Genomic DNA, 25,043 nt, shown 5'->3' with positions numbered 1-25,043 from the left:
GGTAGCGCCGCCGTGGTGCGGGCGCCAGGGTGCCGGGCTGTGGCGGCCGGTTCAGCCGGCGAGCAGCGCCCACACCCCGACGGCGATGCACAGCAGCGCCACGACCAGGACCGGGACCGCGACCTTCGGGGGCGGTCCCGGTGCGCGTATCGGGGCGGCCGGGGGCGGCACCGCCGGCGCTCCGGGGCCGCCGCCGGTCGGGGGCTGCGCCGACAGCGGGGGCTGACCGGAGGTGTACGGGCGGGTCGCGGCCGCCTGCGGGCGCACCGAGGAGGTCGGCACGATGTCCGTCGGCTCGATGGGTTCCGGGAGAGGCGTCCGGGGCGGGGTGGCCGGCGGGGCCGGGACGGCGCCGCGCGGCGGGGTGCCCAACGGCGGGCCGGCCGGCGGGATCGCCGGCGGGGTGCTCGGTGGCGGCGGAATGGGTGGCGTCGCCGGGGTCGGCGGTGCGAGGTGGAAGCTGCCGGTGTCCGACATGGACGAGGGGCCCGGAGCCGCACCACCGCTCCCGGCCGCCGATGACCCGGGGGCGGCTCCGTGCCGGCCCTTCGACGCGTGCAGCGGCCCGTCCGGGCCGAACCCGGACGGCAGCGGGCCGATGTGGTCGAAGACCTCGATGACCTCGTCCTCAAGCGTCGCCTCCGGCAGCAGCTCGGCGGCCGCCAGCAGCGCCTTCCGCGCCCCCGTCGCGGTCTTGAAGCGGGCCTCCGGATCCGGGTGCAGCAGCGACGCCAGCACCTGCCACAGCGGCTCCGGAACGTCCTCGGGCGCCGGCGGTATGCCCTGCTCCGCGAACCGCCGGATCAGCGCCTCGGCGTCCGGCTTGGCCCCGGTGATCAGGCTCAGCGCGACCAGCCCGGCGGCGAACAGGTCCGCGGGGAAGTCCGGCTCGGCGCCCAGCATCTGCTCCGGCGCGAAGTAACCCGGCGTCCCCACCACGTAGTTGGCCTCGGTCAGCCGCGGCTCGCCCTTGCGCATCGCGATGCCGAAGTCGGACAGCCGCAGGTGCGGGCGGCCGGTGCCGGTGGCCTCCAGCAGGATGTTGGCCGGCTTGATGTCCCGGTGCACCACGCCCTCGGCGTGCACGGCGGTCAGCCCGGCCAGCAACTGGTCCATCAGCGTGCACACCATCCGCGCCGGCAACGGGCCGTAGTCACCGGTCAGATGGGCCAGCGAGCCGCCGTGCACCAGGTCCATGGTGAACAGCACCTGGTCGTCGTCCGCGGCCCAGCTCGCCGGGGCCAGCACGTGCGGATGGTCGATCCGCAGCGCCTGCTCGCGGACGAACCTCAACAGCGTGTGCGCGTCGCTCTGTTGCAGCACCTTGGCTGCCACGTAACGGCGGCGCCGGTGGTCCCAGGCCCGCCAGACCGCGCCCACGCCACCCCGGCCGATCGGGTCCACGAGCTCGTACCGGCCGGCGAAGATCTCACCCATTGCGCCCCGTCCGCTGCTGGATCACGACTCCTGAGGCCAACTCCCCGGTGGCCGACCGCGCTTGGCTAGCTCTGGTGCGCCTCGTAGTGGGCGACCGCGTCGGAGGTGCGGCCGGCGCCGTAGACCCTCAGGAACTCCGCGAGTTCGGGGTGGCTGGCGGTGAGGCTGTTCGCCGCGTCGATGATCTCGCCGGCGTCGGAGACCGACCGCAGCAGCGACTGGATCTCCCGCACGACCCGGCGCACGGTGGTGGCCCCCGTCGACGACGTGGTCTGCGCGGTGTTGTTCAGGACCGAGCCGCCCGCCGTCTTCTTGATCTCCTCCATCCGGTCGGTGGCCTCGGCGGCGCTGACGCTGCCGTCCGCGACCTGACCGGCCAACTCCTGGAGCGCCTGCACCCGCTGGACCACGGCGGGGTTGCCTATCTTCGCGCGCTGCCCGCTCATGAGCTGCGACAGCATCGGCGCGGACAGACCGAGCACCGCGGCCAGCCGGGCCTGGTTCAGCCCGAGGTCGTCGATGAGACGGCGGAACAGCGCGCCCAGAGGTTCCCCGTACCAACTGCGCTGGAGCTCCCGGGCCCGTGCGGTGGCTTCCTGCTGTGCTGCATCCATGCCGTCTCCCCTGTCTCCCCGATCGCGCTTCGCTGCCGCGAATCTCGCGAAGCATCCTACGGAGAGCGACGGTGTGCGGCGATACCCGGTCGGGAAAGGGGCCCGACACCGGGTACCCTGTTCGGCGAAGGGGCCTTAGCTCAGTTGGTAGAGCGCTGTCTTTGCATGGCAGATGTCAGGGGTTCGACTCCCCTAGGCTCCACTTCAATCCCCCCTCCGACCTGCGGAAACGTAGTCGGAGGGGATTTTTTTGTGTCCGCTTCCGTACGGCCGTGGACGGGCCTGCGGCCGGCGGTGACGACGACGGCGGTCCTTCGGCGCCGGGGCCCGTCCCGCAAGAGATCCGCCGCGGCGAGCCCGGCACGCTCGGCGCTCGACCGCCGAACTCCCCTTCCCTCCCCACGCATTGGACGCAGGACGCCGTTCCTCCCCCGACACGCGGCCGGGCCGCGCCCTGGTGGAGGAGCGCGGCCCGGGGGCGGGGCGGTTGGGGATCAGGCGTTGTCGCCGCGCCGATCGTCGGAGTCGGCCTCGGTCTGCTTGGCCCGGACCTCGGGGTCGAGCGGGCCGCCCTCGACGGAGCTCAGGTGGCCGCGGTCGCCGACCTCGGTGGGCGCCGGCGGCTCGACCAGCCAGTCCGGGTTGGCCTGCTTGTCCCACCACTTCCAGGCGGCGACCGCGCCGGCCACCACGACGCCCAGCAGCGCCAGCCGCTTGGCGGCCTTGCCGCAGGCGGCCCGGCGGCACTGCTTCCTCTGCAGCTTCTCGATCTCCGCGGCCGTCACCTGCCCGCGCAGCGCGGCCAGCGCCGCGGCGCCCCGGGCGAGTGCCTCCTCGCGCATCGGCTCGGCCGCCGCACGGGCGTTGACCACGGCGCTCTCCAGCCGTGGGCTGGTGTAGTCGGCGGCCTGCCGGGCGGCCTGGCGGGTGCGGACGGCGGCCCGGGTCGCGGCCGCGTCCACCTTGGGCGGCAGCGACCCGCGGGCGTGCTCGATCCGCGGCTGAAGACGGGTGTCGTACTGGGCCCGGGCCTGCTGGGCCGCCCCGGCGACCCTGGGAGCGAGCCGGGCGCGCGCCTCCTGGGTGTAGTGGACAGCGGTGTCCTTTGCCGTACCGGCGTAAGGAGCCACCACCTCCGCTGCGTGCCGCACGCCGTCCTTGGCCGAATGGGTCGCGGCGCGCACGCTGTCCTTGCGGGTCACGGGGATCCTCCTCCTCGGTGGGGTCCGGGTCTGGGGGCTGCTCCCCCACCTCTGCTGTGTCGCCTGTCCACCCGATTGACGAGCATGCCCGCTCGCCGTGCGCACGGCATGTGCGCGCGGGCATCCGGGTCATCCGGGACTTTCCGGGGCCCTCGTGACGACGATGCCATGCGACGGCCCCGCCCGCGCGGGAAATGCGTACGAAGTCCCGTCAAGAGGTGGCGGCCCGGCGCCCGGCGGCCGCTTCGTGCGAGGATCGGGGACCGTCAGTGAAGACTTATGGAAGGTAGATCGTGGCTGAGCAGCTCTACGCCACCCTGAAGACGAACCAGGGCGACATCGAACTTCGGCTTCTGCCGAACCACGCTCCGAAGACGGTGAAGAACTTCGTCGAGCTCGCCAAGGGCGAGCGGGAGTGGACCGACCCGAAGACCGGCCAGCCGACCCAGGCCCCGCTCTACGACGGCACGGTCTTCCACCGGGTGATCAGCGGCTTCATGCTCCAGGGCGGCGACCCGCTGGGCAACGGCACCGGTGGCCCCGGCTACCAGTTCGCCGACGAGTTCCACCCCGACCTGGCGTTCAACAAGCCGTACCTGCTGGCCATGGCCAACGCCGGCCCGGGCACCAACGGCTCGCAGTTCTTCATCACCGTCTCCCCGACGGCCTGGCTGACCGGCAAGCACACCATCTTCGGTGAGGTCACCAACGAGGCCAGCAAGAAGGTCGTGGACGCGATCGCCGAGACGCAGACCAACCCGCGCACCGACCGCCCGGTGCAGGACGTCGTCATCGAGTCGGTCGTCATCGAGACCCGCTGACCCGGATCTCGTGCCCCGGTCCGATCCGGGGAACCATCGCGCCCCGTCCAGTCGTAGATTGAGACGGGGCGCGAGGCTCGTTCGAGGCGGGCTGGAGGGCGCGCGGCCGGTCGAGGCGCCGGGCGCGGAGGGGCGGTCCGTTCGCACAGGCGCCCCGGTGAGACGAGGACGAGGGGACCGATGGACCAGCCAGGCAGCCCGCAGGAGCCGCAGCAGGCGCACGGCCACGATGGCCTGCCCAACTGCCACCGCCACCCGGACCGCTCGACCGGCATCCGCTGTACCCGCTGCGACCGGCCGATCTGCCCGGAGTGCATGATCAGCGCCTCGGTCGGCTTCCAGTGCCCGGACTGCGTGCGCACCGGCGGCGGCAGCGGCCCGGCGCCGAGGGCCAGCGCGCCGCGCACGATAGTCGGCGGCACCGTGACCGCCGATCCCCGGCTGGTCACCAAGATCCTGCTGGGCCTCAACGTCGCGGTCTTCGTCGCGGTGCTGCTCAACGAGAAGTATTCCGGCGGTTGGTTGGTCGAACGGCTCGACATGCTCGGCCTCGCCTTCGACCCCGGCCAACTCCAACTGGTCGGCGTCGCGCACGGCGAGTGGTACCGCCTGCTGACCGCGGTCTTCCTGCACCAGCAGTTCGCGCACATCGGCTTCAACATGCTCTCGCTGTGGTGGCTGGGCCCGCCGCTGGAGGCGGCGCTCGGCAGGCTCCGCTACACCGCGCTCTACCTGCTCGCCGGTCTGGGCGGCAGCGCCCTGTCCTACCTCGTCACCGCGCAGAACCAGCCCTCGCTCGGGGCGTCCGGCGCGATCTTCGGGCTGCTGGGCGCCACGGCCGTGCTGATGCGCCGGCTCCAGTACGACATGAAGCCGGTGCTGATCCTGCTCGGCATCAACCTGGCCTTCACGTTCCTGTGGCCGAACATCGCCTGGCAGGCGCACGTCGGCGGGCTGGTCGTGGGCGCCGCGGTGGCGTTCGGGATGGTGCACGCGCCGCGGCAGCACCGGACGCTGGTGCACGTCGGGACGTGCGCGGTGACGCTGCTCGCGATCGTCGTGGTGGTGTGGGTACGGACCGTCCAACTGCTGGGCTGACGGCCCCGCGACGCTCCGCGCAGCACGTTGTCCACAGTCCGTGAAGGATCTTGTGCATGCTGTGCAGAAACCGGCCCCCGCGCCCCGTCGATCGACGTTTCCGCAGGAAGGGGCGGGAGCGAGGGCCGGTGGCGAGGGTCACCGCCGGTCACACCGGCGTCAACCTCCCGAGGGTTATCCACAGATCTTCTGAAGTTTTCCCCGGCTGTGGATAACTGTGTGGATGGCCTTGGGCAGGGCTTGCGCTAACTCCGCCGGGAAAGCGGGCGCGCTCCGCTGGCTGCCGCTACTTCCACTGCGTGGAGACGCCGAAGCCCACCGCGATGAAGCCGAAGCCGCAGACGATGTTCCAGTTGCCCATCGCCTTGATCGGCAGATCGCCCTCGGACACGTAGAACAGCACGATCCACGCCAGTCCGATCACGAACATCGCCAGCATCAATGGTGCGACCCAGCCGCGGCCGGAACTCATCTTCAAGCTGGTGGTCTTCGCCGGCGGCGGCGTGAAGTCGTCCTTCTTGCGGATCCGTGACTTCGGCACGAGGAACTCTCCTGTCGATGTGCTGCTCCCCCGCTCTCCACGGTGAGCGGGCGGTCCCCCTCCGCATGGAGGTGGCGCGGGTCGGGAGCCAGGGTACGGACACAGGGGAACGGATTTCCTTCCCGGCGTCCGTTAGCGTAGTGCTTCCGCGGCGTCGTAAGGAGTAAGGGTACGTTGAGCACATCCGCCGGCTCCTCCGGGCGCCCGCCGCGGCCCCGGTTGCGACCCGTCCGGCTCCTCACCCTCCTCGTCTTCGCCCTCGCCGGTCTGCTGTTCTGGCTGAGCTTCGACACCGCCCGCGGCACCAACCTCCGCTCCGACGACTCGATGCTCCGGCTCTCCGACCTGATCCAGGAGCGCAGCCACAAGAACGGCGCCCAGGGCGACAGCAACGCCGGCCTGCGCGCGGAGGTCGACGCCCTCGCCCACCGCGACAACAGCTCCTCTTCCGGGGACGAGACCAAGCTCAAGGGGCTGGAGACGAGCGCCAGCACCAAGGCGCTGTCCGGCCCGGGCCTGACCGTCACGCTCACCGACGCCCCGCCGAACGCCACCGCCAAGATCCCCGGCATCCCCGAGCCGCAGCCCAACGACCTGGTCATCCACCAACAGGACCTCCAGGCCGTCGTCAACGCCCTCTGGCACGGCGGCGCCAAGGGCATCAAGGTCATGGACCAGCGGCTGATCTCCACCAGCGCGGTGCGCTGCGTCGGCAACACCCTGATCCTCCAGGGGCAGGTCTACTCGCCGCCCTACAAGATCACCGCGGTCGGCGACCGGGACGCGCTCAACCGCGCGCTCACCGCGTCCCCCGCCCTCCAGAACTACCTCCAGTACGTCAACGCCTACGGCCTCGGCTGGAAAGTCGACCAGCACGAGGCGGTGACTCTGCCCGGCTACTCCGGCACAGTGGACCTCCACTACGCACAGCCTGTGAAGCCGTAGCCCGCATCCCGCGGGCTGGCGGGGAGGGGCGGCCGGATGACGGCGCGGTGGATCGTCCGCACGTTCAGCGAAATCTGCCTCACCACCGGGACGTTGATCGTCCTCTTCGTCGTCTACCTCCTCTACTGGACCGGCGTCCGGGCCGACAGCGCGATGGACGGCGAGATCGGCAGGCTCCAGGACCAGTGGTCCACCGGCCCGGTCGCCGCCGCCCATCCGGCCCCCACGGCCACCGCCCCGCCCCGCCGTTACGAGCCCGGCCGGTCCTTCGCCGTGATGTACGTCCCGCGCTTCGGCCGGGACTGGGCCAAGCCCGTCCTGGAGGGCACCGGCACCGACGTCCTCCAGCGCGGCCTGGGCCACTACGACGGCACCGCCCGCCTCGGCGCGACCGGCAACTTCGCCGTGGCCGGCCACCGCCGCACCTACGGCGACCCCTTCAAGGACTTCCCCCGACTCCGCCCCGGGGACGCTGTGATCCTCACCGACGGCACCACCTGGTTCACCTACCGCATCGACAACCACCCGTACACGACCCTGCCCACCGACATCGGCGTGATCGACCCGGTCCCGCGCGAGTCCGGCTTCACCGGCCCCGGCCGCTACCTCACCCTGACCACCTGTGAACCGGAGTGGGGCCACAGCCACCGCCTGATCGCCTGGGCCCACCTCGACTCCACCCAACCCGCCGCCCAGGGAAGGCCGTCGGCTTTGACCGGCTGAGCCCCCGCCCACAGCCTCTCCCCGTACTCTGGTGTCGCAATCGACATCGTCAACGGCATCGGCAAGGGGACAGCGACAGCATGTACGGCTGGATCTGGCGGCATCTGCCGGGCACCACGTGGGTGAAGGCGCTGATTTCCGCGGTGCTCGTCCTGGCGGTGGTCTTCGTGCTCTTCCAGTGGGTCTTTCCGTGGGCGGAGCCGCTGCTCCCCTTCAATGACGTCACTGTCGACCAAGGGATGGCAGCCACCCGATGACCGCACGGATTCTCGTCGTCGACAACTACGACAGCTTCGTCTTCAACCTCGTCCAGTACCTCTACCAACTCGGCGCCGAGTGCGAGGTGCTGCGCAACGACGAGGTCGCACCGCGCCATGCCCAGGACGGTTTCGACGGCGTGCTGCTCTCCCCGGGCCCCGGTACGCCCGAACAGGCCGGCATCTGCGTCGAGATGGTCCGGCACTGCGCGAACACGGGCGTCCCGGTCTTCGGCGTGTGCCTGGGGCTCCAGTCGATGGCGGTCGCCTACGGCGGGGTGGTGGACCGGGCCCCCGAGCTGCTGCACGGCAAGACCTCGCCCGTCCTCCACGAGGGCGTCGGCGTCTTCGCCGGGCTGCCCTCGCCGTTCACCGCCACCCGCTACCACTCGCTGGCCGTCGAGCCGGACACCGTCCCCGACGAACTGGCCGTCACCGCTTGGACGGAGGCCGACGACGCCCCCGGCGGCCGGATCATCATGGGGCTGCGGCACCGCGAACTCCCCGTGGAGGGCGTGCAGTTCCACCCCGAGTCGGTGCTGACGGAGTGGGGCCACCAGATGCTCGCCAACTGGCTGGTGGAGTGCGGCGACAAGGGAGCGGTGGAGCGTTCGGCGGGGCTTGCCCCGGTGGTCGGCAAGGCCGGGGCGTGACCGCGCTGCGCCCCGAGCGCGAAGGGCGGCCCCACGAGCCGTACGGGGAGCAGTCGCGCGCGCCGCACGAGCCGTACGCGGCGGACGCCGACTCCTACGGGCCGGACGATGCGTTCGAGGCGGCGGTGGGACGGCTCAGCGACCCGCTGAACGACCCCCTCCCGGGCCGGCCGGAGGCCCCGGCCACGGACCCGTACGTACAGGGCGGTCGGGCGGCCCGGGCCGACGGGGGAGCGGCCGCGGAGGGCTCCCCGTGGTTCCGGCCCCGCCAGGACCCGGCGGGGCCCGCCGCACGGTCGGAGGCGCCGGCCCAGCCGCGTCCGCCGGCCCGGCACCGCAGACCCGCCGGCCCCGACGGGAGACCCTCCGCGCCCCGCCCGCCGCACGGCTTCGGCCCCGAGGCCGACGCCTACGGCCAGGTGAACGGCGGCTTCGGCCACGGCACTTACGCCCGGCCCACCGAGCCGATACCGGGGCCCTCGGGGATCACGGAGGCCCTCACGGCGCCCCTCCCCACCATCCCCCCGCTGCTTCCCTCGCGGTCCCCGGGGCCCCCGCGGTCCGCACCGTCCGATGCCTCGCCGGGGCCGGACGAGCGGACCATGGCGCTCGGCCAGGCCGGCCGGCACGGCGGGGGCGCTGTTTCACGTGAAACCGACGCCGACGACGACACCGCCGTTTCACGTGAAACACCCGCGGCCCCGGCGACGGGTGGGCGCGCGGCCCGCCGCAAGGCCGCCCAGGAGGCCGCCAAGCGCGGCGGGCGCCACGGCCGTCGCCGAGCCCCCTCCGCTGCCGCCGCGCCGGTCGCCGACCCGTCCAGACCCATGACCCGCGTCGAGGCCCGTAGGGCCCAGCGCGCGGCCAAGGACAGCCCCGGCCTGATCGCCAGCCGGGCGCTGGGCGAGGTCTTCATCACGCTCGGCGTGCTGATGCTGCTGTTCGTCACCTACCAGCTGTGGTGGACGAACGTCCGGGCCGGCGAGGAGGCCGGCGGTGCAGCCAACAACCTCCAGCACCAGTGGGAGCAGGGCGGCGGCGAGAAGAAGAACCTCGCGGCCGGCGAGCGCTTCGGAATCATGTACATCCCCAAGCTGGATGTGAAGGCCCCGATCGCCCAGGGCGTCGACAAGATGTCCGTCCTCGACCACGGCATGGTCGGCCACTACGACGCCGACAGCGGCATCAACACCGCGATGCCCTGGGACCGCACCGGCAACTTCGCCGTCGCCGCCCACCGCAACACCCACGGCGAGCCGTTCCGCTACATCAACCGCCTCACCAAGGGCGACAAGATCGTCGTGGAGACGCAGAGCGCCTACTACACGTACGAGATGGAGAGCGTCCTCCCGCAGACCTCTCCGAGCAACACCGGCGTGATCAGCCCGGTGCCGCCCGGATCGGGCTTCACCAAGCCCGGGCGCTACCTCACGCTGACCACCTGCACGCCGGAGTTCACCAGTACCTATCGGTTGATCGTCTGGGGCAAGATGGTCGACGAACGGCCGCGCAGCAAGGGCCAACCGGAAGCGCTCGCCGGCGGCTGAGCGGACAACTGGAGGAGAGCGACGCGGTGACTGCCAGCGGAATCGACGAGGAGACCGAACGGTCCGCGCCGTCACCGGAGCCGCGTCGGGGGTGGCGGATCTTCGCCTCCGTCGTCAGCGTCGTCGGTGAACTGCTCATCACGGCCGGGCTGATCCTCGGCCTCTTCGTCGCCTACTCACTGTGGTGGACCAACGTCCTGGCGGACCGGGAGTCGAACAAGCAGGGCGACGAGGTCCGCAAGCACTGGGCGGCGAAACCGGGACCCAAGGGACCGGGGGAGCTGGACACCAAGGACGGCATCGGCTTCCTGCACGTCCCGGCGATGGACAACGGCGAGGTGCTGGTCAAGAAGGGCACCGACACCGACGTCCTCAACGAAGGCGTGGCCGGCTACTACACCAAGCCCGTCAAGTCCGCCCTGCCGCAGGACAAGAAGGGCAACTTCACCCTCGCCGCGCACCGCGACGGCCACGGCGCGAAGTTCCACAACATCGACAAGATCAAGGTCGGCGACCCGATCGTCTTCGAGACCAAGGACACCTGGTACGTCTACAAGGTCTACGCGACGCTGCCGCAGACCTCGAAGTACAACGTCGACGTCCTCGACAGGGTCCCCGCGGAATCCGGCAAGCACCAGGCCGGCCGCTACATCACCCTCACCACCTGCACCCCGGTCTTCACCTCGGAGTACCGCTACATCGTCTGGGGCGAACTGGTCCGCACCCAGAAGGTCAACGCGGACCGCACGCCCCCCGAGGAACTCCGCTAGGGCCGTCCGCACACGACGGAGCCCCGGCCGCCCTCCAAGGGCCGCCGGGGCTCCGTCGTACGGGGCCGTCCCGGGCTAGTGCTTCTTGCCCCAGCCGAACGGGCCGCCGAAGATGCCGCCGCCGTTCTGGTTGCCGTTGTCACCGTTGTTGCCGCCCATGGTGGTCAGCTTCACGGTGGTCGACGCGGGGTCGCCCTGGGTCCCCGCGGACGGGTCCTGGCTGATGACCATGGCGTTGTCGTCCTGCGAACTGCCGTCGGCGAACTGGATGTTGGTGTAGCCGGCGGCCTGCAGCTCCTGCTTGGCGTCCTTCACCTTCTTGCCCATCACGCTCGGCACCTGTGCCTGCGACGCCTTGCCCACCGTCAGCGTGACCGCGGACTTCTGCTCCGCCTGCGAGTTGCCGGTCGGGGACTGCGAGATGACCTTGTTGTTCTGCGAGGGGTCGGTCACGTTCTGGTCGGCGCGGTTGACCGTGAAGCCCTGGTCCTCCAGTTGCTTCTTCGCCGCGTCGTAGTCCTGGCCCGTGACGTCCGGGACGGTCGCCTTGGGCGCCGCCTTGGCCACCGTCAGCGTGATCTGGGTGTCCTTGGTCGACTGGGACTGGGCGTTCGGGTCCTGTTTGGTGACGACGTTCGGCGTCCGGTCGGACACCTCTTCCGTCTTGGTGACGTTCTTGAAGCCCTTGTCGTTGAGCTGCTTCACGGCCTCGTCGTAGGGCATGCCCCGCACATCGGGCACCGCGACCTTCACCGCGCCCGAGCACATGGTCACGGTGACCGTGCCCCCCTTGTCGATCTTGCTGTCGGCCGCCGGTTCCTGCTCGGTGACCTGGCCCTTCTGGGCGTTTTCGCACTGCTTGCTGCCGCCCTTGACGACCTTGAAGGAGCTGTTCTCGCCGTAGGACTGCGCCTCGGCCAGCGTCTTGCCCTCAAGGTTGGGCACCGTGATGCTGTTGCTCTTGGCCCCGCCGCCGAACATCGCCTTGCCGATGAAGATCGCGCCGACCAGGACCAGGACCGCCGCCAGCACCAGCAGGATCGTCGAGACGTTGCTCTTCTTCTGGCCGCCGCGCCGCCGATCCCCGCGGTCGTCATAGCCGCCGTCGTCCGCGCTTATCGGCGGCATCATCGACGTCTTCGGGCCGCCCGGGTCCTGCGCCCGCAGCAGCGTCGTCGGCTGGTCCTGCTCGCCGTAGCCGACCGCGCCGAGCGCGGCGGTCGCCGCGACCGGCTGCCCGTCCAGCGCCGCCTCGATGTCGGCGCGCATCTCGTCCGCCGACTGGTAGCGGTAGTCCGGGTCCTTGACCAGGGCCTTCAGGACGATCGCGTCCATCTCCGGGGAGATCTCCGGATCGAAGGTGCTCGGCGGCTGCGGCTCCTCCCGCACGTGCTGGTAGGCCACCGCGACCGGGGAGTCCCCGACGAACGGCGGCCGCACCGTCAGCAGCTCGTAGAGCAGGCAGCCCGTCGAGTACAGGTCGGAGCGGGCGTCGACCTGCTCGCCCTTGGCCTGCTCCGGCGACAGGTACTGCGCGGTACCGATCACCGCCGCGGTCTGCGTCATGGTCATCCCGGCATCGCCCATGGCCCGGGCGATACCGAAGTCCATCACCTTGACCTGGCCGGTGCGGGTCAGCATCACGTTGGCCGGCTTGATGTCGCGGTGCACGATCCCGGCGCGGTGCGAGTACTCCAGCGCCTGCAGCACACCGGTGGTCATCTCCAACGACCGCTCGGGCAGCAGCTTCCGCCCGGAGTGCAGCAGCTCACGCAGCGTGGACCCGTCCACGTACTCCATGACGATGTACGGGATCGACACCCCGTCGACGTAGTCCTCGCCGGTGTCGTAGACCGCGACGATCGACGGGTGGTTCAGCGAGGCGGCCGACTGGGCCTCACGGCGGAACCGGGCCTGGAAGGACGGATCGCGGGCGAGGTCCACCCGCAGCGTCTTCACCGCCACGGTGCGGCCCAGGCGGGTGTCATGCGCGAGGTAGACCTCCGCCATGCCACCACGGCCGAGCACCGAGCCCAGCTCGTACCGGCCGCCGAGGCGACGCGGCTCTTCCATAAGCTTCTCCAGCCCTCTCCGTCAGTCCCGACCGCACCCGTGTGTGGTCCGGCGGTGTGCTGTCCGGGCATACCGTACCCGGCACGCCGTACCGGACCGGACCGGAGCCGCAACCTGATACGTGACCGGTACCGCCCTCACCCGTCTCACCGCTCGCCTTCGATGACCGCCTTCATCACGTTCTTCGCGATCGGGGCGGCCAGCTTGCCACCGGCGATGTCGTCGCGGAGGGTGTCCGACCCCTCGATCACGACGGCGACCGCGACCGGGGTGCCCTTGGCGGTCTTCGCGTACGAGATGAACCAGGCGTAGGGGTTGTCCTTGTTGTTCTCACCGTGCTGGGCGGTACCGGTCTTGCCGCCGACCGTCACCCCGTCGATCTGCGCGGTCTTGCCCGTGCCCTCCTTGACCACGGTCTCCATCATGCTCTGGAGCTTCTGCGCGTTCTCCGGCTTCAGCGGCCGGCTCAGCTCCTGCGGCGTGTGCTGCTGCACCACGTTGAGGTTCGGCGCCACCAACTGCTCGACCATGTACGGCTTCATCAGCTTGCCGCCGTTGGCGACCGCCGAGGCGACCATCGCCATCTGGAGCGGCGTGGCGCGGTTCGACGCCTGGCCGATGCCGGCCTGCGCGTTCTGCGGCCGGTTGTCCTTGGGGAAGATGCTCTCCGCGGCCCGCACCGGGGTGTCGATCTTCCCGTTGTTGAAGCCGAACTTCTCCGCCTCGGCCTTCATCTTCGCGTTGCCGAGGTCCGCGCTGATCTTGCCGAAGACGGTGTTGCAGGACCACTGGAGGGCCACCCGCATCGTCGCGTTCTCGCACGGGATGCTGCCCTCGTTGTGCAGCGGGACGCCCGTGGTGTCCGGCAGCAGGTACGGGTCGGGCGAGTTGGTCTTGGCGTCCGGGTCGGTGTAGAGGCCGTTCTCCAGCGCCGCCGCGGCGGTCACCACCTTGAACGTCGAGCCCGGCGGGTACGTCTGCCGCAGCGCCCGGTTCAGCATCGGGTCGTCCGGGTCGTTCTTCTTCAGCAGCGCGTTGTACGCCTCGGCGTCCTTGTTGCTCATGCCCGCGAACGTCGACGGGTCGTAGGACGGCGTGCTCGCCAGCGCCAGGATCGCCCCGGTCTCCGGGTTGAGCGCCACCACGGCGCCCTTGCTCTTCCCGAGCCCGTCGAAGGCCGCCTTCTGCGCCTTGGCGTCGAGGGTGGTCACCACGTTCCCGCCCTTCTGCTTGCCGCCGGTGAACATGTCCACGGTGCGGCTGAAGAAGAGGCGGTCGTCGGTGCCGGTCAGGATCGCGTCGTTCAGCTTCTCCAACTGGTTGGAGTCGAACGCCTGCGAGGCGTAGCCGGTCACCGGGGCCCACATCGCGCCGTTCTTGTACGTGCGCTTGTACTTGAAGTCACCGATGTCGGTGGTCGTCGAGCCCGTGACGGCCTTGCCGTCGACGATGATGTTGCCGCGCGGCGTGCTGTACCGCTCGATCGCCACCCGGCGGTTGTGCGGATCGTTCTTGAGCTGGTCGCTCTGGACGAACTGCACCCAGTTGACGCGGATGAGCAGGGCGAGGACGAGCAGGCCGCAGAAGACCGCGACCCGTCGCAGGGGCTTGTTCACGGGCGGACCACCTGGGTCATCTCAGCGTCGGTGGACGGGGCGGGGGTGGGGGCGGGACGGCGCGCGGTGTCACTGATCCGCAACAGGATCGCCACCAGCGCCCAGTTGGCGATGACGGAGGAACCGCCCTGCGCCAGGAACGGCATCGTCATGCCGGTCAGCGGGATCAGGCCGGTCACGCCGCCGGCGACGACGAAGACCTGGAGCGCGAAGGCGCCCGACAGGCCGACGGCCAGCAGCTTCCCGAACGGGTCGCGGGCCCCCAGCGCCGTGCGGATGCCGCGCTCGATCAGCAGACCGTACAGCAGCAGGAGGCCCATCAGCCCGGCCAGGCCGACCTCCTCGCCGACGGTGGCGAGAATGTAGTCGCTCTTCGGCGCGATGCCCTGGATCAGCCGGGAGTAGCCCTGGCCGAGCCCGGAGCCCAGCAGCCCGCCGGACCCGAAGGAGTACATTGCCTGGGCGGTCTCGGTGACCCCGCCGTTGAGCAGGTCCAGCGGGTGGAGCCAGTTGTGCACCCGGACCTGGACGTGCGGCTCGAACATCGCCACCGCGACCGCGCCGCCGCCGCTGAGCAGCAGGCCGAAGACGATCCAACTGGTGCGCTCGGTGGCGACGTACAGCATCACCACGAAGAGCCCGAAGAAGAGCAGCGACGTCCCCAGGTCGGTCTCGAAGACCAGGATCATCAGGCTCAGCGCCCAGACCACCAGGATCGGCCCGAGGTCCCGGCCGCGCGGCAGGTACAGCCCCATGAAGCGGCGGCTGGCCAGTGCCAGCGCGTCCCGCTTCACCATCAGGTAGCCGGCGAAGAACACCGCGATGATGATCTTGGCGAACTCGCCCGGCTGGAGCGACCCCAGCCCCGGGATGGTGATCCAGATCTTCGCGCCGTTCACACCCGGGAAGAACGCCGGCGCGATCAGCAGCACCAGCGCGATCACCATCGAGATGTAGGTGTAGCGCTGCAGGACCCGGTGGTCCTTGAGGAAGAACAGGATGGCGAGGAACAGCCCGACGCCCAGCGTCGACCACATGAGCTGGTTCGGCGCCATCGCCCGGCCCAGCGAGGGCTCCTGGTCCAGCCGCCAGATGAAGACCAGGCCGATGCCGTTCAGCAGCGTCGCGATGGGCAGCATCAACGGGTCCGCGTACGGGGCCCACTTGCGCATCACCAGATGCGTCACCCCGGCCAGCAGTCCCAGTCCCAGCGTGTAGCCCAGCGCCCCCGGCGGCACCGAACCGTCCTTCGCCAGGCCGACGTTGACGTACGCGAACACCGGGATCAGCACCGCGAAGACGAGCAGGGCCAGCTCGGTGTTGCGACGGCTGGGGGCGGTGAACGTACCCACGGTCGTCGTGGTCGTGGTACTGCTCATGAAGTCTCCGGCCCCCTACGCCCTCACTGCTGGGTGCTGCAATTCTTCTCCAGCTTCTGCTGCTCCTCGGAGGGAGCCTGGGTGGGGGTGGGAGTGGGGGTGGAACCTGCCGCGGTCGACAGCGCGCCGGCCACGCCGGTGCCGGTACCGGCCGTGCCCGGCTTCCCGCCGGTCGGGGGCGTGCCGGGCTTACCGGGCTTGCCCTTGTTGGCCGCCTCGGCCCGCTCGGCGGCCTCCCGCTGCTCCTTGGCCAGGCAGGCGTTGGCCTGCTTGCCGAGCTCGGTGACCTTCTCGCTGGCCTGGTTGCGGTTGTCGACCGCGATGGTCTCCTTGACCTGATTGCGCTGGTACACCGGCAGGTACTTGAGTTCGATCTCGGGATGGTCCTCGTCGACCGAGTTCAGCTTGATCCAGGCCAGGTCCTGGCTGATGCCGCGGTACAGCGCGACGTGGTCGTCCTTGGCGCCGACGAAGTACTGCGTCTGCGTCCACTGGTAGCCCGCGTAGAGCCCGCCGCCGATCACCCCCAGCGCGAGGACGGTGAACAGCGATGCCTTGAGCCACTTGCCGCGCCGCCGCGGCTTGAGGAAGTCCTCGTCCGTGAACGCGCCGAAGGAGCCCTGCGGCATCCCGTCGACCTCCATGTCCCCGCTCCCGGGCGGCCCGAAGCCGCCCCCCGGAGCCGGGGCGTCCCGGCGGCCCAGCTCGGCGGCGCGGGCCGCCGGCGTCTGGAGCGTGCTGGGGTCGTTGAGCTGGTGCTGGTTCTCGGCGACCGCACCGACCACGACCGGGGTGTCGTTGAGCTGCCCGGCCGCCGCCTCGGTGCCGTCCACGTCCAGCACGTCGGCGACGATGCAGGTGATGTTGTCCGGACCACCGCCGCGCAGTGCGAGCTGGATCAGCTCCTGCACCGTCTCGTGCGGCCCGTGGTAGCCGGCCAGGGTCTCTTCCAGCGTCTGGTGGCTGACCACCCCGGACAGCCCGTCCGAGCAGATCAGGTACCGGTCCCCGGCCCGCACCTCGCGGATCGACAGGTCCGGCTCGACGTGGTCGCCGCTGCCCAACGCCCGCATCAGCAGCGACCGCTGGGGATGGGTGGTGGCCTCCTCCTCGGTGATCCGGCCCTCGTCGACCAGCCGCTGGACCCACGTGTGGTCCTGCGTGATCTGCGTCAGCATGCCGTCCCGGAGCAGATACGCCCGCGAGTCGCCGACGTGCACCAGGCCGAGCCGCTGGCCCGTCCACAGCAGCGCGGTCAGGGTCGTCCCCATGCCCTCCAGCTGGGGGTCCTCCTCGACCAGCACCCGAAGCTGGTCGTTGGCCCGCTGCACGGCGGTGCCCAGGGAGGTGAGGATGTCGGAACCGGGAACGTCGTCGTCGAGCTGGACGAGCGTGGAGATCACCTCGGACGAGGCGACCTCGCCGGCGGCCTGGCCGCCCATGCCGTCGGCGATGGCGAGCAGTCGGGGACCGGCGTAACCGGAGTCCTCGTTGCCCTCACGGATCATGCCCTTGTGCGATCCGGCGGCGAAGCGCAGCGACAGACTCATGCGCACCTCACCCGTCGGCTCGGGGTACAGCCGGTCTCCTCGACGAGCCACACTGCCCACCCTCCGGTCGGGAGCACGCCCGGGTCCGCCGAGTGGACCGTTACGGCTCGCTCGCTCCGCTCGCTCATGTCGTACTACTTCCGCAGCTCGATGACGGTCTTGCCGATGCGGATCGGGGCTCCCAGGGGAATCGGAGTCGCGGTCGTCAGTCGGGTCCGGTCAAGGTACGTGCCGTTGGTGGATCCGAGGTCCTCGACGATCCACTGGCCGTCACGGTCCGGGTAGATCCTGGCATGCCGGCTCGACGCGTAGTCGTCGTCCAGCACGATGGTGGAGTCGTGTGCCCGCCCCAGGGTGATCGTCTGGCCCTGGAGGGCGACGGTCGTGCCGGCCAGCGTGCCTTCGGAGACCACCAACTTGGTGGGGGCCCCGCGCCGCTGTCGGCCGCCGCCGCGGCCGCCTTCCTGACGACGGTCCTGGCGGCGCTGCTGTTGCTGCGGAGCGGCCTGGCGCTGGGTGCGTGGTTCCGGCCCGCCGCGCCGGGTGGCGCCGCGCTGTGTGACGCGCGTGCCGAACAGATCGCTGCGGATGACCTGGACGGCCACGATGACGAACAGCCACAGTACGGCGAGGAAACCCAACCGCATGACCGTGAGGGTCAGCTCTGACATTGCCCCCGCTTCACCCTTCGGCTTGCCGGTAAACGATGGTGGTACTGCCCACGACGATCCGCGAGCCGTCGCGGAGATTAGCGCGGGTGGTGTGCTGCCCGTCCACCACGATGCCGTTGGTGGAACCCAGATCCTGGATCGTGGGGGGCGTTCCGACCCGGATCTCACAGTGGCGCCGGGAGACTCCCGGGTCGTCGATCCGCACGTCGGCGTCGGTGCTGCGCCCCAGCACCAGGGTCTGCCGGGAGATCTGGTGGCGGGTGCCGTTGATCTCGATCCAGCGCCTGGTCTGCGCGTAGGGCTGTGGCCCGGCAGCGGGCGCTCCCGAACGCGCCGCGGGCGGTGCCCCGGGCGGCGGGGACGACGGCATGGGCGGGGCCACATGGCCGCCGGGCTGGCTCGGCGCCCCGGTGGCGCGGGAGGCCGCGGCCTGCCCGGGCCGGTCCTGGGACGTGCTGGAGGCGAGGGTGCGGCTGCGGACGCGGTACAGACCGGTGTCGAGGTCCTCGGCCTTCTCCAGGTGCACCTTGATCGGGCCCATGAAGGTGTACCGCTGCTGCTTGGCGTAGTCGCGGACCATGCCCGACAACTCGTCGCCGAGCTGGCCGCTGTACGGGCTCAACCGCTCGTAGTCCGGGGTGCTCAGCTCGACGATGAAGTCATTGGGGACGACCGTGCGGTCGCGGTTCCAGATGCTGGCGTTGTTGTCGCACTCGCGCTGCAGCGCACCGGCGATCTCAACGGGCTGCACTTCGGACTTGAACACCTTGGCGAAGGTGCCGTTGACGAGACCTTCGAGTCGCTGCTCGAAACGCTTCAGTACTCCCACGGGGCACCTCCTTCCTCAGTCTTCTTCAGGGTCGTCCTGATACTGCTTACTGATCGTATCCACGCGTCGGGAAATCGGCTGGTTCCCCTTTCCGGCCTGGAGGACGAGTGTCGCCCACCACAGGGTTGCCCGGTGACCGTCGTCCTTCCGCCGCTCTCCTTATGCCGCTTGTTGTGCACTGCGATCGTAGATGTGCCCCGTTACCAGTGTCCCGCAACCGCGGACCCGCATCCGGGCGCGGGGGCCGACTCCGGCCAGCACCCCCGTACCCCTCCGACGAACGCGCGGGAGCGCACCGGAGTGCCCCCGCGGTCCCCGCAGGTCGGGGACCAGGGAAAGCCGTGTGAAGGCACCCCCGACACCGTGCTAGTGTTCTCGATGTCGGAAGGCGCTCCCGCAAGACCCGGACCGAACGGACCGGATCGCGTGAGAGGATAAACCGGCAGCACCCATGCGCGGGTGGCGGAATAGGCAGACGCGCTGGATTCAGGTTCCAGTGCCCGAAAGGGCGTGGGGGTTCAACTCCCCCCTCGCGCACAGAGTGAGACCCCCGGTCTCCGGAGAAATCCGGAAGGCCGGGGGTCTCTCGTTTGTTTCCTCAACTCCCGCCGTCATCACGGGTCTCGGCGGTCCGCGGGGCCAACTCCGAAGTGAGGGCCGCCATGTGACCCGGGAGGCGTGAGTTCTACGTCACATCGCGTGCGGGGAGGGGTGCTCGCGGGCCCGCGAAGGTGACTGCCGTCACATCCTGCGCCGTGGCGGCGAAGGCCCGGACCCGGGCGGTCTCCCGGGCCGCGTGGTGCACCAGGCCCAGCGCCGAGTCCGGAAGGCCGGTGACCGGGACGAAGACGACGTCGCGGCGGCCGTGGTACTCGGCCGTCGGCCGGCACAGCAGCATCCCGCCCCGGCCCGCCGCGGTCAGCGTCAGGCCCTCCTGCAGCGTGCTGACCCTGGGGCCGGCGGGAATCGGGCGGCCTCCGGGGGTGCTGGCGGGCGCGTGTGCGGTGCGCCAGTACACCGGCGCCGGCCCGTCCGGGGCAATCAGGGGCAGCCCCGCCAGCTCCTCGGCGCTCACGGACGCGCGGGACGCCAGGGGATGCCGTACCGACAGCGCCACCGTCTGTTGTTGGGCCGAGAACACCGGGCCCAGCACGAGGTCCGACTCGGCCACCGGGAGCAGCGCCACCGCGACGTCCACCACCGCACCGCTGCGCAGCGCACCGAACGGGTCGCAGAGCGGGATCTCCACGACCCTGGTGGCGCACCGCGGATGCCGGGCGTGGAAGGCGTCGATGGCCCGCATGATCCGGTCGTCCGCGGTCCCCTGGAAGCCGACGGTGAGCCGGCCCTCGACGCCGCGGGCGGCGGTGCGGGCGCTGTCCACCGTGGCGCGCAGCGCGTCGTAGGCCGGGCGCAGGGACGCGCGGAACTCCTCCCCCAGGGGCGTGAGGCCGACCCGGCGGCTGGTGCGGTCCACCAGCCGCGCACCGATCCGGGACTCCAGGGAGCGCAGCAGTTGGCTGACCCGGCTCTGCGAGACGTAGAGGCGCTCGCCGGTGCGGCCGAAGTGCAGCTCCTCGGAGAGCACCAGGAAGCACTCCAGCTCGCGGAGTTCGAGGCCCAGGGCGCCGATGGGGTCGGCGGGGGCGGTCGGGCCGCTCATGAGTCCCTTCCAGGTGTGGTCGATCGATGAGTCCTGCTCATAGAAGGGTGAGGAGTTCGCCGTTGTTCCCCTGCCGCGGTGGGCGTTGGCTGGAGTCATGACGAAGAGCGAGAGGGCGGGGGACGCCGTGGAAGCCGTCGCGGATGTGAGTGAACGTCAACCGGATGTGTGTGGTGGTCAGTTGAGGCGGCGGGGTGGTGGCTGGCCGGCCGTCGGGGCGTTGGCGGCGGGGACGTTCACGGTGGTGACGTCGGAGATGCTGCCGGTGGGGCTGCTCACGCCGATCGGCCGGGACCTGGGGGTGTCGGACGGGACGGCCGGGCTGACGGTGACCGTCACGGGCGTGGTCGCGGCCCTCGCCGCACCGGTGCTGACGCTGCTCATCGGGCGCCGGGACCGCCGCACCGTACTGGCCGCCCTGTTGGCCACGTTGACCGCGGCCAATCTCCTGGCCGTGTACGCCCCGAACGTCGCGGTGCTGCTGGTGGCCCGGGTGTTGGTGGGGTTCGGGATGGGCGGAGTGTGGGCGATCGCCTCGGGGCTGGCGGTGCGGCTGGTGCCGGAGCGACGGGTGGCCGCGGCCACCTCCCTGATATTCAGCGGGGTCGCGGCGGCGTCCGTCCTGGGGGTGCCGGCCGGCGCGCTGGTGGGTGAACTGGGCGGCTGGCGGGCGGCGTTCGCGGCGATGGCCGGGGTGTGCGCGGTCGTGATGGTGGCCCTGCTCGTGCTGCTGCCGCCGCTGCCCGCGCCCGGCGCCGTTCGGCTGGGCGGGGTGCTGGGGCTGCTGCGGCGGCCGCCGGTGCGCACCGGGCTGGTCCTGGTCGCGCTCCTGGTGGCGGGGCACTTCGCGGCGTACACCTATGTGCGGCCGGTCCTGGAGGCGGTGGCCGGCGCGCAGCCCGGCCAGATCAGCACCGTGCTGTTGGCCTTCGGGATCGCCGGGCTGGTGGGGAACTTCGCGGCCGGCGCCGGCGCGGCGCGCTCCCCGCGGGCCACGCTGCTGGTGATCTGCGCGGTCCTGGCGGGCGCGGTGATGTTGCTGCCCCCGATGGGGCGCACCGCCGGTGTGCTGGGCGCCGCGGCCCTGGTGGCGGTGTGGGGGCTAGCCTACGGGGGCGTGTCGGTGAGCACGCAGACCTGGTTGATGACGGCCGTGCCGGACGCGCGGGAGGCGGCCTCCGCGCTGTTCGTGGGGGTGTTCAACGGGGCCATCGCGGCGGGCTCGTTGGCCGGCGGGCAGGCCGCGGACGGCTGGGGGACCGGCGGCGTGATCTGGCTGGGCGGCGCGCTCGCGGTGGGGGCGCTGCTGACCGTGGCGCTGGGCAGGGCCCCGGCCCGGAAGGCCGCGGCGGCGCACTGAGGTGAACGGGTGCGCGCCCGGGGCGCGGGACTACGGGCCGGCGGGTCCGCCCGCGTCCCCGGGGCGGTGCGCTACCGCGCGCCCCCTTCAGGCGGTGAAGCGCGCGACCAGCTCCTTGGCCTTGGTCTCGGCCTGCTCGTGGGCCTGCGCGCGGGAGGTCTCGTAGAGCGGGATCAGTTCGGCCATCGCCGGGTTGCTGGGGGCCATGGTCAGCTCCGGCACGATGAACTCCACGTCGAGGCCGAAGCCGCCGTTCAGGACGGCCTCCAGGTAGTTCTGGACGTACTCGAACGGCTCGCGCGGGGTGCCCGGCGCGTAGGAGCCGCCGCGGCTGGCGACGACGATGGCCGGCTTGCCCTTCGCCGACGGGTTCTCGCCGGCGGTTCGGCCCATGATGATCGCCTGGTCGAGCCACGCCTTGAGGGTCGAGGGGATCGTGAAGTTGTACATGGGCGCGCCTATGACGATGGCGTCGGCCTGCTCAAGCTCCTCGGCGAGCTGCGTGCGCAGCGCGAAGGCGGCCTGCTGTTCCGGGGTGTGCGTGGCCGGGTCGGAGAAGCCCGCGGAGGCGGCGACGGCGTCGAGGTGCGGCAGCGGCTCGGCGGCCAGGTCGCGGTGGATCACGGTGCCGCCGGGGTGCTGCTCCTCCCAGGACTTGCGGAAGGCCGCGGTCACCGAACGGGAGGCGGAGCCGTCCTCGGGGAAGACGGAGGAGTCGATGAGCAGGAGCGTGGCCATGGATCGGTCCTTCGCTACGGGCCGGGCGGAACCGGCCGGTTAATTGAAATCCGTACGTCACTATTCATAGCACAGGAACTTACTTTTCTGCAGTAGCCAACGGGAGGGCGGTACCCTGGGTGCATGGCGGACCACGGCGAGGCGATGTGCAGGCAGGTCGACGGCGGCATGACGCGCGTCTTCGAACTGTTCGGGAAGCGCTGGACGGGCCTGATCGTGGCAACTCTCATGCCCGGCCCTGTCCACTTCGCAGATCTGCGGCGGGCCATCCCCGGCATCAGTGAGCGGATGCTCTCCGACCGCCTGATGGAGCTGGCGGCGACCGGGCTGGTCGTCCGCGAGGTCGACGCCGGACCGCCGCTGCGCGTCTCCTACCGCCTCACCGAGGCCGGCCGCGCCATGGAGCCCGCGCTCAAGGAGCTGGGTCGCTGGGCCGAGACCTACCTCGCCGACGGCGGGCAGTGTCCGGAGCGCTTCCGGAGGTAGCCCCGGAACATCCGGGGCGCGCCGGCGTCCTGGTGGATCAACCGAGCCGCTCCTGGGCGGCGTTGTAGCGCACCAGGTACGAGGCGAAGCGGTCGAGGTCCGCCTCGTCCCAGTCGGCGAGCCGCTCGTGGAACGCCTGGCGGCGGCTGGCGGTCACGTTCGCGAGCACCTGGGCGCCCGCCTCGGTGGGGTGCAGTACCTGGACGCGATGGTCGTCCGGGTCGATCCGTCGTTCCACGAAGCCGAGTTTCTCCAGGGCGGCGATCTGCCGGCTGACCGTGGACTTGTCCAGGTAGTAGTGCGCCGCGAGGTCGGTGGCGCGGCAGCCCTGCTGGTCGTCGAGGTGGGCGAGCAGGGTGTAGGAGACCAGGGAGAGCTCGGGGTGCATGCGGGCGGCGGTCGCGCGGGCGCGCCGGGCGAACGCGGTCATCTCCTGCTGGATGGTCTCGACGGAGTCGTCGCGGTGGGTCACGGGTTGCCTTTCGGTGAAGTAGTTGTATAGTACAACGCGGTGTGAGAGTTGTAATAGCCAACTACTACCTCCGCCCGGAACCCGGCCACCCACCGGCCACACCTGCACCACGACCGGGCTGCCGTCCCACCGGCCCGCCCCGGACGATCACGGAGAAGCCTTGCCCATGACCGCGGACCACCGTCCCGACCACCGCAGCGACCACCGGAGCGAGCGCCGGGCCGTCCGCCCGGGCGAGCTGCGCCACGTGGTGACGCACCTGATCACCCCGCTCCTGATGTGCATCGGGATGGGGCTCGCCTACCTCGGCGCGTTCGCCAACCCGTCACCGCACCACCTCCCCGTCGCCGTCGTGGGCAACGGCACCCAGGCCCAGGTGCTCGCCCAGACGATCAACGACAGGGCCCACGGCGAACTGGAGGTCCACACCGTCCCCGACCGGGCCACCGGCATCGACCAGCTCAAGAAGCAGGAGATCTTCGGCGCCTACCTGGCCGGCGGCCACGCACCCGGTGGCCACGGCAGCGCTTCCACGGGCGGTGCTGCCAGCGGTCAGGCCACCGTCGTCCCCGGTAAGGGCGGGCAGGGTGCCCCCGAACTGCTCGTGGCAACCGCCGGATCCGACACCAGCGCCAGCGTCGTCCAGAAGGTCTTCACCCCGCTCGCCGCCCAACAGGGCGCGCCCCTGAAGGTCACCGACGTGGCCCCCACCGCCAAGGACGACCCGACCGGACAGGGCATCTTCTTCCTGCTCGTCGCCCTCAGCATCGGCTCCTATGCCTCGGTCGCCGTCATCGGCGGCGCCGGCGCCGTCCTCCCCATGCGTATCCGGGCGGCCCTGGCGATCGGCACCTCCATCGTGGTCAGCGCCATCGGGGTGCTCTTCGCCGGGCCGGTCTTCCACCTCGTCGACCACGGACTGGCGGCCCTGTGGGGGATGGCCTGGCTGTACTCCGCGGGCATCCTCCTCATCGGCACCGGCCTGCACACCTTCCTCAAGCGCTGGACCACCCTCGGCGTCATGGCGCTCTTCGTGATGCTCAACTTCACCTCCTCCGGCGGGATCTTCCGCCCCGAGATGCAGAACGGCTTCTTCGCCTCCCTGCACTCCTTCTGGAACGGCGCCGGCTTCGTGGAGGGCACCCGTAGCCACGTCTACTTCGACGGCCACGGCCTCGCCGGGCACGTCTGGACCCTGGTGGCGTGGCTGCTCGTCGGCCTCCTGGTGGTCGGCGCGGCGGCCCTCACCGAGAAGCGGCGGCGCGCGGCCGAGGCGGAAGCGGTGGCCAACGCCGGTGCGGTGGCGGCCGCCGCGGTGGCAGCGGCCATGCCGGAACGGGGGCGCGGGCAGGAGGAGTTGGAGACGGAGGAGGAGATGGAGGAGGCCGTGGGGGTGTAAGAGGGTGGTGGGGGCGCGGGGCGGGGCTTTGTGTCCTGCCCTGCCTTGCGTTCTTGCGTTCTTGCCTTGTCTGTTGTCTTCGAGCTGCTCGGGGCGCGCTTCCGCTGCGGTGTGGGGTGAGCGAGGAGGGGAGGCGGGGCGGGGTGAGGTGGGCCGGAGGATGTTTGGGTGCCTGCTGGGTGTGCTCGGGTTAGGCGGT

General features: G+C 71.0%; 24 protein-coding genes and 2 tRNA genes. 13 read left to right on the top strand and 13 right to left on the bottom strand.

Annotated features, from left to right (window positions below; genetic code table 11):
• Window positions 1-51 precede the first annotated feature (51 nt).
• Window positions 52-1,437, bottom strand: a complete 1,386-nt coding sequence (locus ACIQU6_RS01110; protein WP_403479515.1) for a serine/threonine-protein kinase — start codon at window positions 1,435-1,437, stop codon at window positions 52-54.
• 65 nt (window positions 1,438-1,502) lie between these two features.
• A complete protein-coding gene (locus ACIQU6_RS01105) occupies window positions 1,503-2,051 on the bottom strand; it encodes a helix-turn-helix domain-containing protein (protein ID WP_403479514.1) in 549 nt (182 codons plus the stop codon).
• Window positions 2,052-2,180: 129 nt separating this feature from the next.
• On the opposite strand from ACIQU6_RS01105, the gene ACIQU6_RS01100 reads away from it, so the two are divergent.
• Window positions 2,181-2,253: transfer RNA gene (locus tag ACIQU6_RS01100), tRNA-Ala, on the top strand.
• A 292-nt stretch (window positions 2,254-2,545) separates the two neighbouring features.
• Here ACIQU6_RS01100 and ACIQU6_RS01095 read toward each other — a convergent pair.
• A complete protein-coding gene (locus ACIQU6_RS01095; RefSeq protein ID WP_403479513.1) occupies window positions 2,546-3,253 on the bottom strand; it encodes a DUF5324 family protein in 708 nt (235 codons plus the stop codon).
• Between the two features lie 293 nt (window positions 3,254-3,546).
• Between ACIQU6_RS01095 and ACIQU6_RS01090 the strand changes: the two genes are divergently transcribed.
• Together ACIQU6_RS01090 and ACIQU6_RS01085 are read left to right on the top strand one after the other, a co-directional pair.
• Window positions 3,547-4,074 carry a peptidylprolyl isomerase gene (locus ACIQU6_RS01090; RefSeq protein WP_274914654.1) on the top strand — a complete coding sequence of 176 codons (528 nt, stop codon included), beginning with the start codon at window positions 3,547-3,549 and terminating at the stop codon, window positions 4,072-4,074.
• Between the two features lie 180 nt (window positions 4,075-4,254).
• The gene (locus ACIQU6_RS01085) at window positions 4,255-5,172 is read left to right on the top strand and encodes a rhomboid family intramembrane serine protease (protein ID WP_403479512.1); all 918 of its coding nucleotides are present in this window, start codon (window positions 4,255-4,257) and stop codon (window positions 5,170-5,172) included.
• Window positions 5,173-5,458: 286 nt separating this feature from the next.
• Here ACIQU6_RS01085 and crgA read toward each other — a convergent pair whose 3' ends face one another.
• On the bottom strand, window positions 5,459-5,713 hold the full coding sequence (gene crgA / locus ACIQU6_RS01080; RefSeq protein ID WP_274914656.1) for a cell division protein CrgA: 255 nt from the start codon (window positions 5,711-5,713) through the stop codon (window positions 5,459-5,461).
• Between the two features lie 174 nt (window positions 5,714-5,887).
• Here crgA and ACIQU6_RS01075 point away from each other — a divergent pair, with 174 nt between their 5' ends.
• From ACIQU6_RS01075 to ACIQU6_RS01050, 6 genes are all read left to right on the top strand, one after another.
• On the top strand, window positions 5,888-6,658 hold the full coding sequence (locus ACIQU6_RS01075) for a DUF881 domain-containing protein (protein ID WP_403479511.1): 771 nt from the start codon (window positions 5,888-5,890) through the stop codon (window positions 6,656-6,658).
• Window positions 6,659-6,694: 36 nt separating this feature from the next.
• Window positions 6,695-7,381 (top strand): class E sortase, encoded by a 687-nt coding sequence (locus ACIQU6_RS01070; RefSeq protein ID WP_403479510.1) that lies wholly within the window; start codon window positions 6,695-6,697, stop codon window positions 7,379-7,381.
• Window positions 7,382-7,461: 80 nt separating this feature from the next.
• Window positions 7,462-7,638, top strand: a complete 177-nt coding sequence (locus tag ACIQU6_RS01065) for a hypothetical protein (protein ID WP_274914659.1) — start codon at window positions 7,462-7,464, stop codon at window positions 7,636-7,638.
• Complete coding sequence (locus ACIQU6_RS01060) at window positions 7,635-8,291, top strand: aminodeoxychorismate/anthranilate synthase component II (RefSeq protein ID WP_403479509.1); 657 nt, start codon at window positions 7,635-7,637, stop codon at window positions 8,289-8,291. The genes ACIQU6_RS01065 and ACIQU6_RS01060 overlap by 4 nt, the downstream gene beginning before the upstream one ends.
• Entirely contained in the window at window positions 8,288-9,838 is a 1,551-nt protein-coding gene (locus ACIQU6_RS01055; protein ID WP_403479508.1) for a class E sortase, read from the top strand. Before ACIQU6_RS01060 ends, ACIQU6_RS01055 begins: the two co-directional genes overlap by 4 nt.
• A 26-nt stretch (window positions 9,839-9,864) precedes the next feature.
• On the top strand, window positions 9,865-10,608 hold the full coding sequence (locus ACIQU6_RS01050) for a class E sortase (protein ID WP_403479507.1): 744 nt from the start codon (window positions 9,865-9,867) through the stop codon (window positions 10,606-10,608).
• 75 nt (window positions 10,609-10,683) lie between these two features.
• Here ACIQU6_RS01050 and pknB read toward each other — a convergent pair whose 3' ends face one another.
• The 6 genes from pknB to ACIQU6_RS01020 form a co-directional block, all read right to left on the bottom strand.
• On the bottom strand, window positions 10,684-12,681 hold the full coding sequence (gene pknB / locus ACIQU6_RS01045; protein ID WP_403479506.1) for a Stk1 family PASTA domain-containing Ser/Thr kinase: 1,998 nt from the start codon (window positions 12,679-12,681) through the stop codon (window positions 10,684-10,686).
• 146 nt (window positions 12,682-12,827) lie between these two features.
• A complete protein-coding gene (locus ACIQU6_RS01040) occupies window positions 12,828-14,297 on the bottom strand; it encodes a peptidoglycan D,D-transpeptidase FtsI family protein (RefSeq protein WP_403479505.1) in 1,470 nt (489 codons plus the stop codon).
• Window positions 14,294-15,676, bottom strand: a complete 1,383-nt coding sequence (locus ACIQU6_RS01035) for an FtsW/RodA/SpoVE family cell cycle protein (protein WP_403479504.1) — start codon at window positions 15,674-15,676, stop codon at window positions 14,294-14,296. Before ACIQU6_RS01035 ends, ACIQU6_RS01040 begins: the two co-directional genes overlap by 4 nt.
• A gap of 23 nt (window positions 15,677-15,699) precedes the next feature.
• Complete coding sequence (locus ACIQU6_RS01030; protein ID WP_403479645.1) at window positions 15,700-17,226, bottom strand: PP2C family protein-serine/threonine phosphatase; 1,527 nt, start codon at window positions 17,224-17,226, stop codon at window positions 15,700-15,702.
• Window positions 17,227-17,360: 134 nt separating this feature from the next.
• Window positions 17,361-17,897, bottom strand: a complete 537-nt coding sequence (locus ACIQU6_RS01025; RefSeq protein ID WP_274914667.1) for an FHA domain-containing protein — start codon at window positions 17,895-17,897, stop codon at window positions 17,361-17,363.
• A gap of 10 nt (window positions 17,898-17,907) precedes the next feature.
• The gene (locus ACIQU6_RS01020; protein ID WP_403479503.1) at window positions 17,908-18,726 is read right to left on the bottom strand and encodes an FhaA domain-containing protein; all 819 of its coding nucleotides are present in this window, start codon (window positions 18,724-18,726) and stop codon (window positions 17,908-17,910) included.
• 453 nt (window positions 18,727-19,179) lie between these two features.
• Between ACIQU6_RS01020 and ACIQU6_RS01015 the strand changes: the two genes are divergently transcribed.
• Window positions 19,180-19,263, top strand: a tRNA-Leu gene (locus ACIQU6_RS01015).
• 148 nt (window positions 19,264-19,411) lie between these two features.
• Here the strand turns inward: ACIQU6_RS01015 and ACIQU6_RS01010 are convergent.
• Window positions 19,412-20,389 (bottom strand): LysR family transcriptional regulator, encoded by a 978-nt coding sequence (locus tag ACIQU6_RS01010; protein ID WP_403479502.1) that lies wholly within the window; start codon window positions 20,387-20,389, stop codon window positions 19,412-19,414.
• A 97-nt stretch (window positions 20,390-20,486) separates the two neighbouring features.
• On the opposite strand from ACIQU6_RS01010, the gene ACIQU6_RS01005 reads away from it, so the two are divergent.
• On the top strand, window positions 20,487-21,749 hold the full coding sequence (locus tag ACIQU6_RS01005) for an MFS transporter (protein ID WP_403479501.1): 1,263 nt from the start codon (window positions 20,487-20,489) through the stop codon (window positions 21,747-21,749).
• Between the two features lie 87 nt (window positions 21,750-21,836).
• Here the strand turns inward: ACIQU6_RS01005 and ACIQU6_RS01000 are convergent, their stop codons facing one another.
• Window positions 21,837-22,487, bottom strand: coding sequence for an FMN-dependent NADH-azoreductase (locus tag ACIQU6_RS01000; RefSeq protein WP_403479500.1), 651 nt, complete (start codon window positions 22,485-22,487; stop codon window positions 21,837-21,839).
• A gap of 123 nt (window positions 22,488-22,610) precedes the next feature.
• Here ACIQU6_RS01000 and ACIQU6_RS00995 point away from each other — a divergent pair, with 123 nt between their 5' ends.
• Window positions 22,611-22,973 (top strand): winged helix-turn-helix transcriptional regulator, encoded by a 363-nt coding sequence (locus ACIQU6_RS00995; RefSeq protein WP_403479499.1) that lies wholly within the window; start codon window positions 22,611-22,613, stop codon window positions 22,971-22,973.
• A gap of 37 nt (window positions 22,974-23,010) precedes the next feature.
• On the opposite strand, the gene ACIQU6_RS00990 is transcribed toward ACIQU6_RS00995, so the two are convergent.
• Window positions 23,011-23,445: a MarR family winged helix-turn-helix transcriptional regulator gene (locus tag ACIQU6_RS00990; protein WP_403479498.1), complete on the bottom strand. Its 435-nt coding sequence runs from the start codon at window positions 23,443-23,445 to the stop codon at window positions 23,011-23,013.
• A 166-nt stretch (window positions 23,446-23,611) separates the two neighbouring features.
• Between ACIQU6_RS00990 and ACIQU6_RS00985 the strand changes: the two genes are divergently transcribed.
• The gene (locus ACIQU6_RS00985) at window positions 23,612-24,844 is read left to right on the top strand and encodes an ABC transporter permease (protein WP_403479497.1); all 1,233 of its coding nucleotides are present in this window, start codon (window positions 23,612-23,614) and stop codon (window positions 24,842-24,844) included.
• Window positions 24,845-25,043 lie beyond the last annotated feature (199 nt).

Origin of the sequence: Streptomyces sp. NPDC090442, from assembly GCF_044769405.1 — a bacterium.
Classification (GTDB): Bacteria; Actinomycetota; Actinomycetes; order Streptomycetales; family Streptomycetaceae; genus Streptomyces.
The sequence above is the reverse complement of the archived record's forward strand: the minus strand, read 5'-3'. Positions and strand labels throughout refer to the sequence as shown.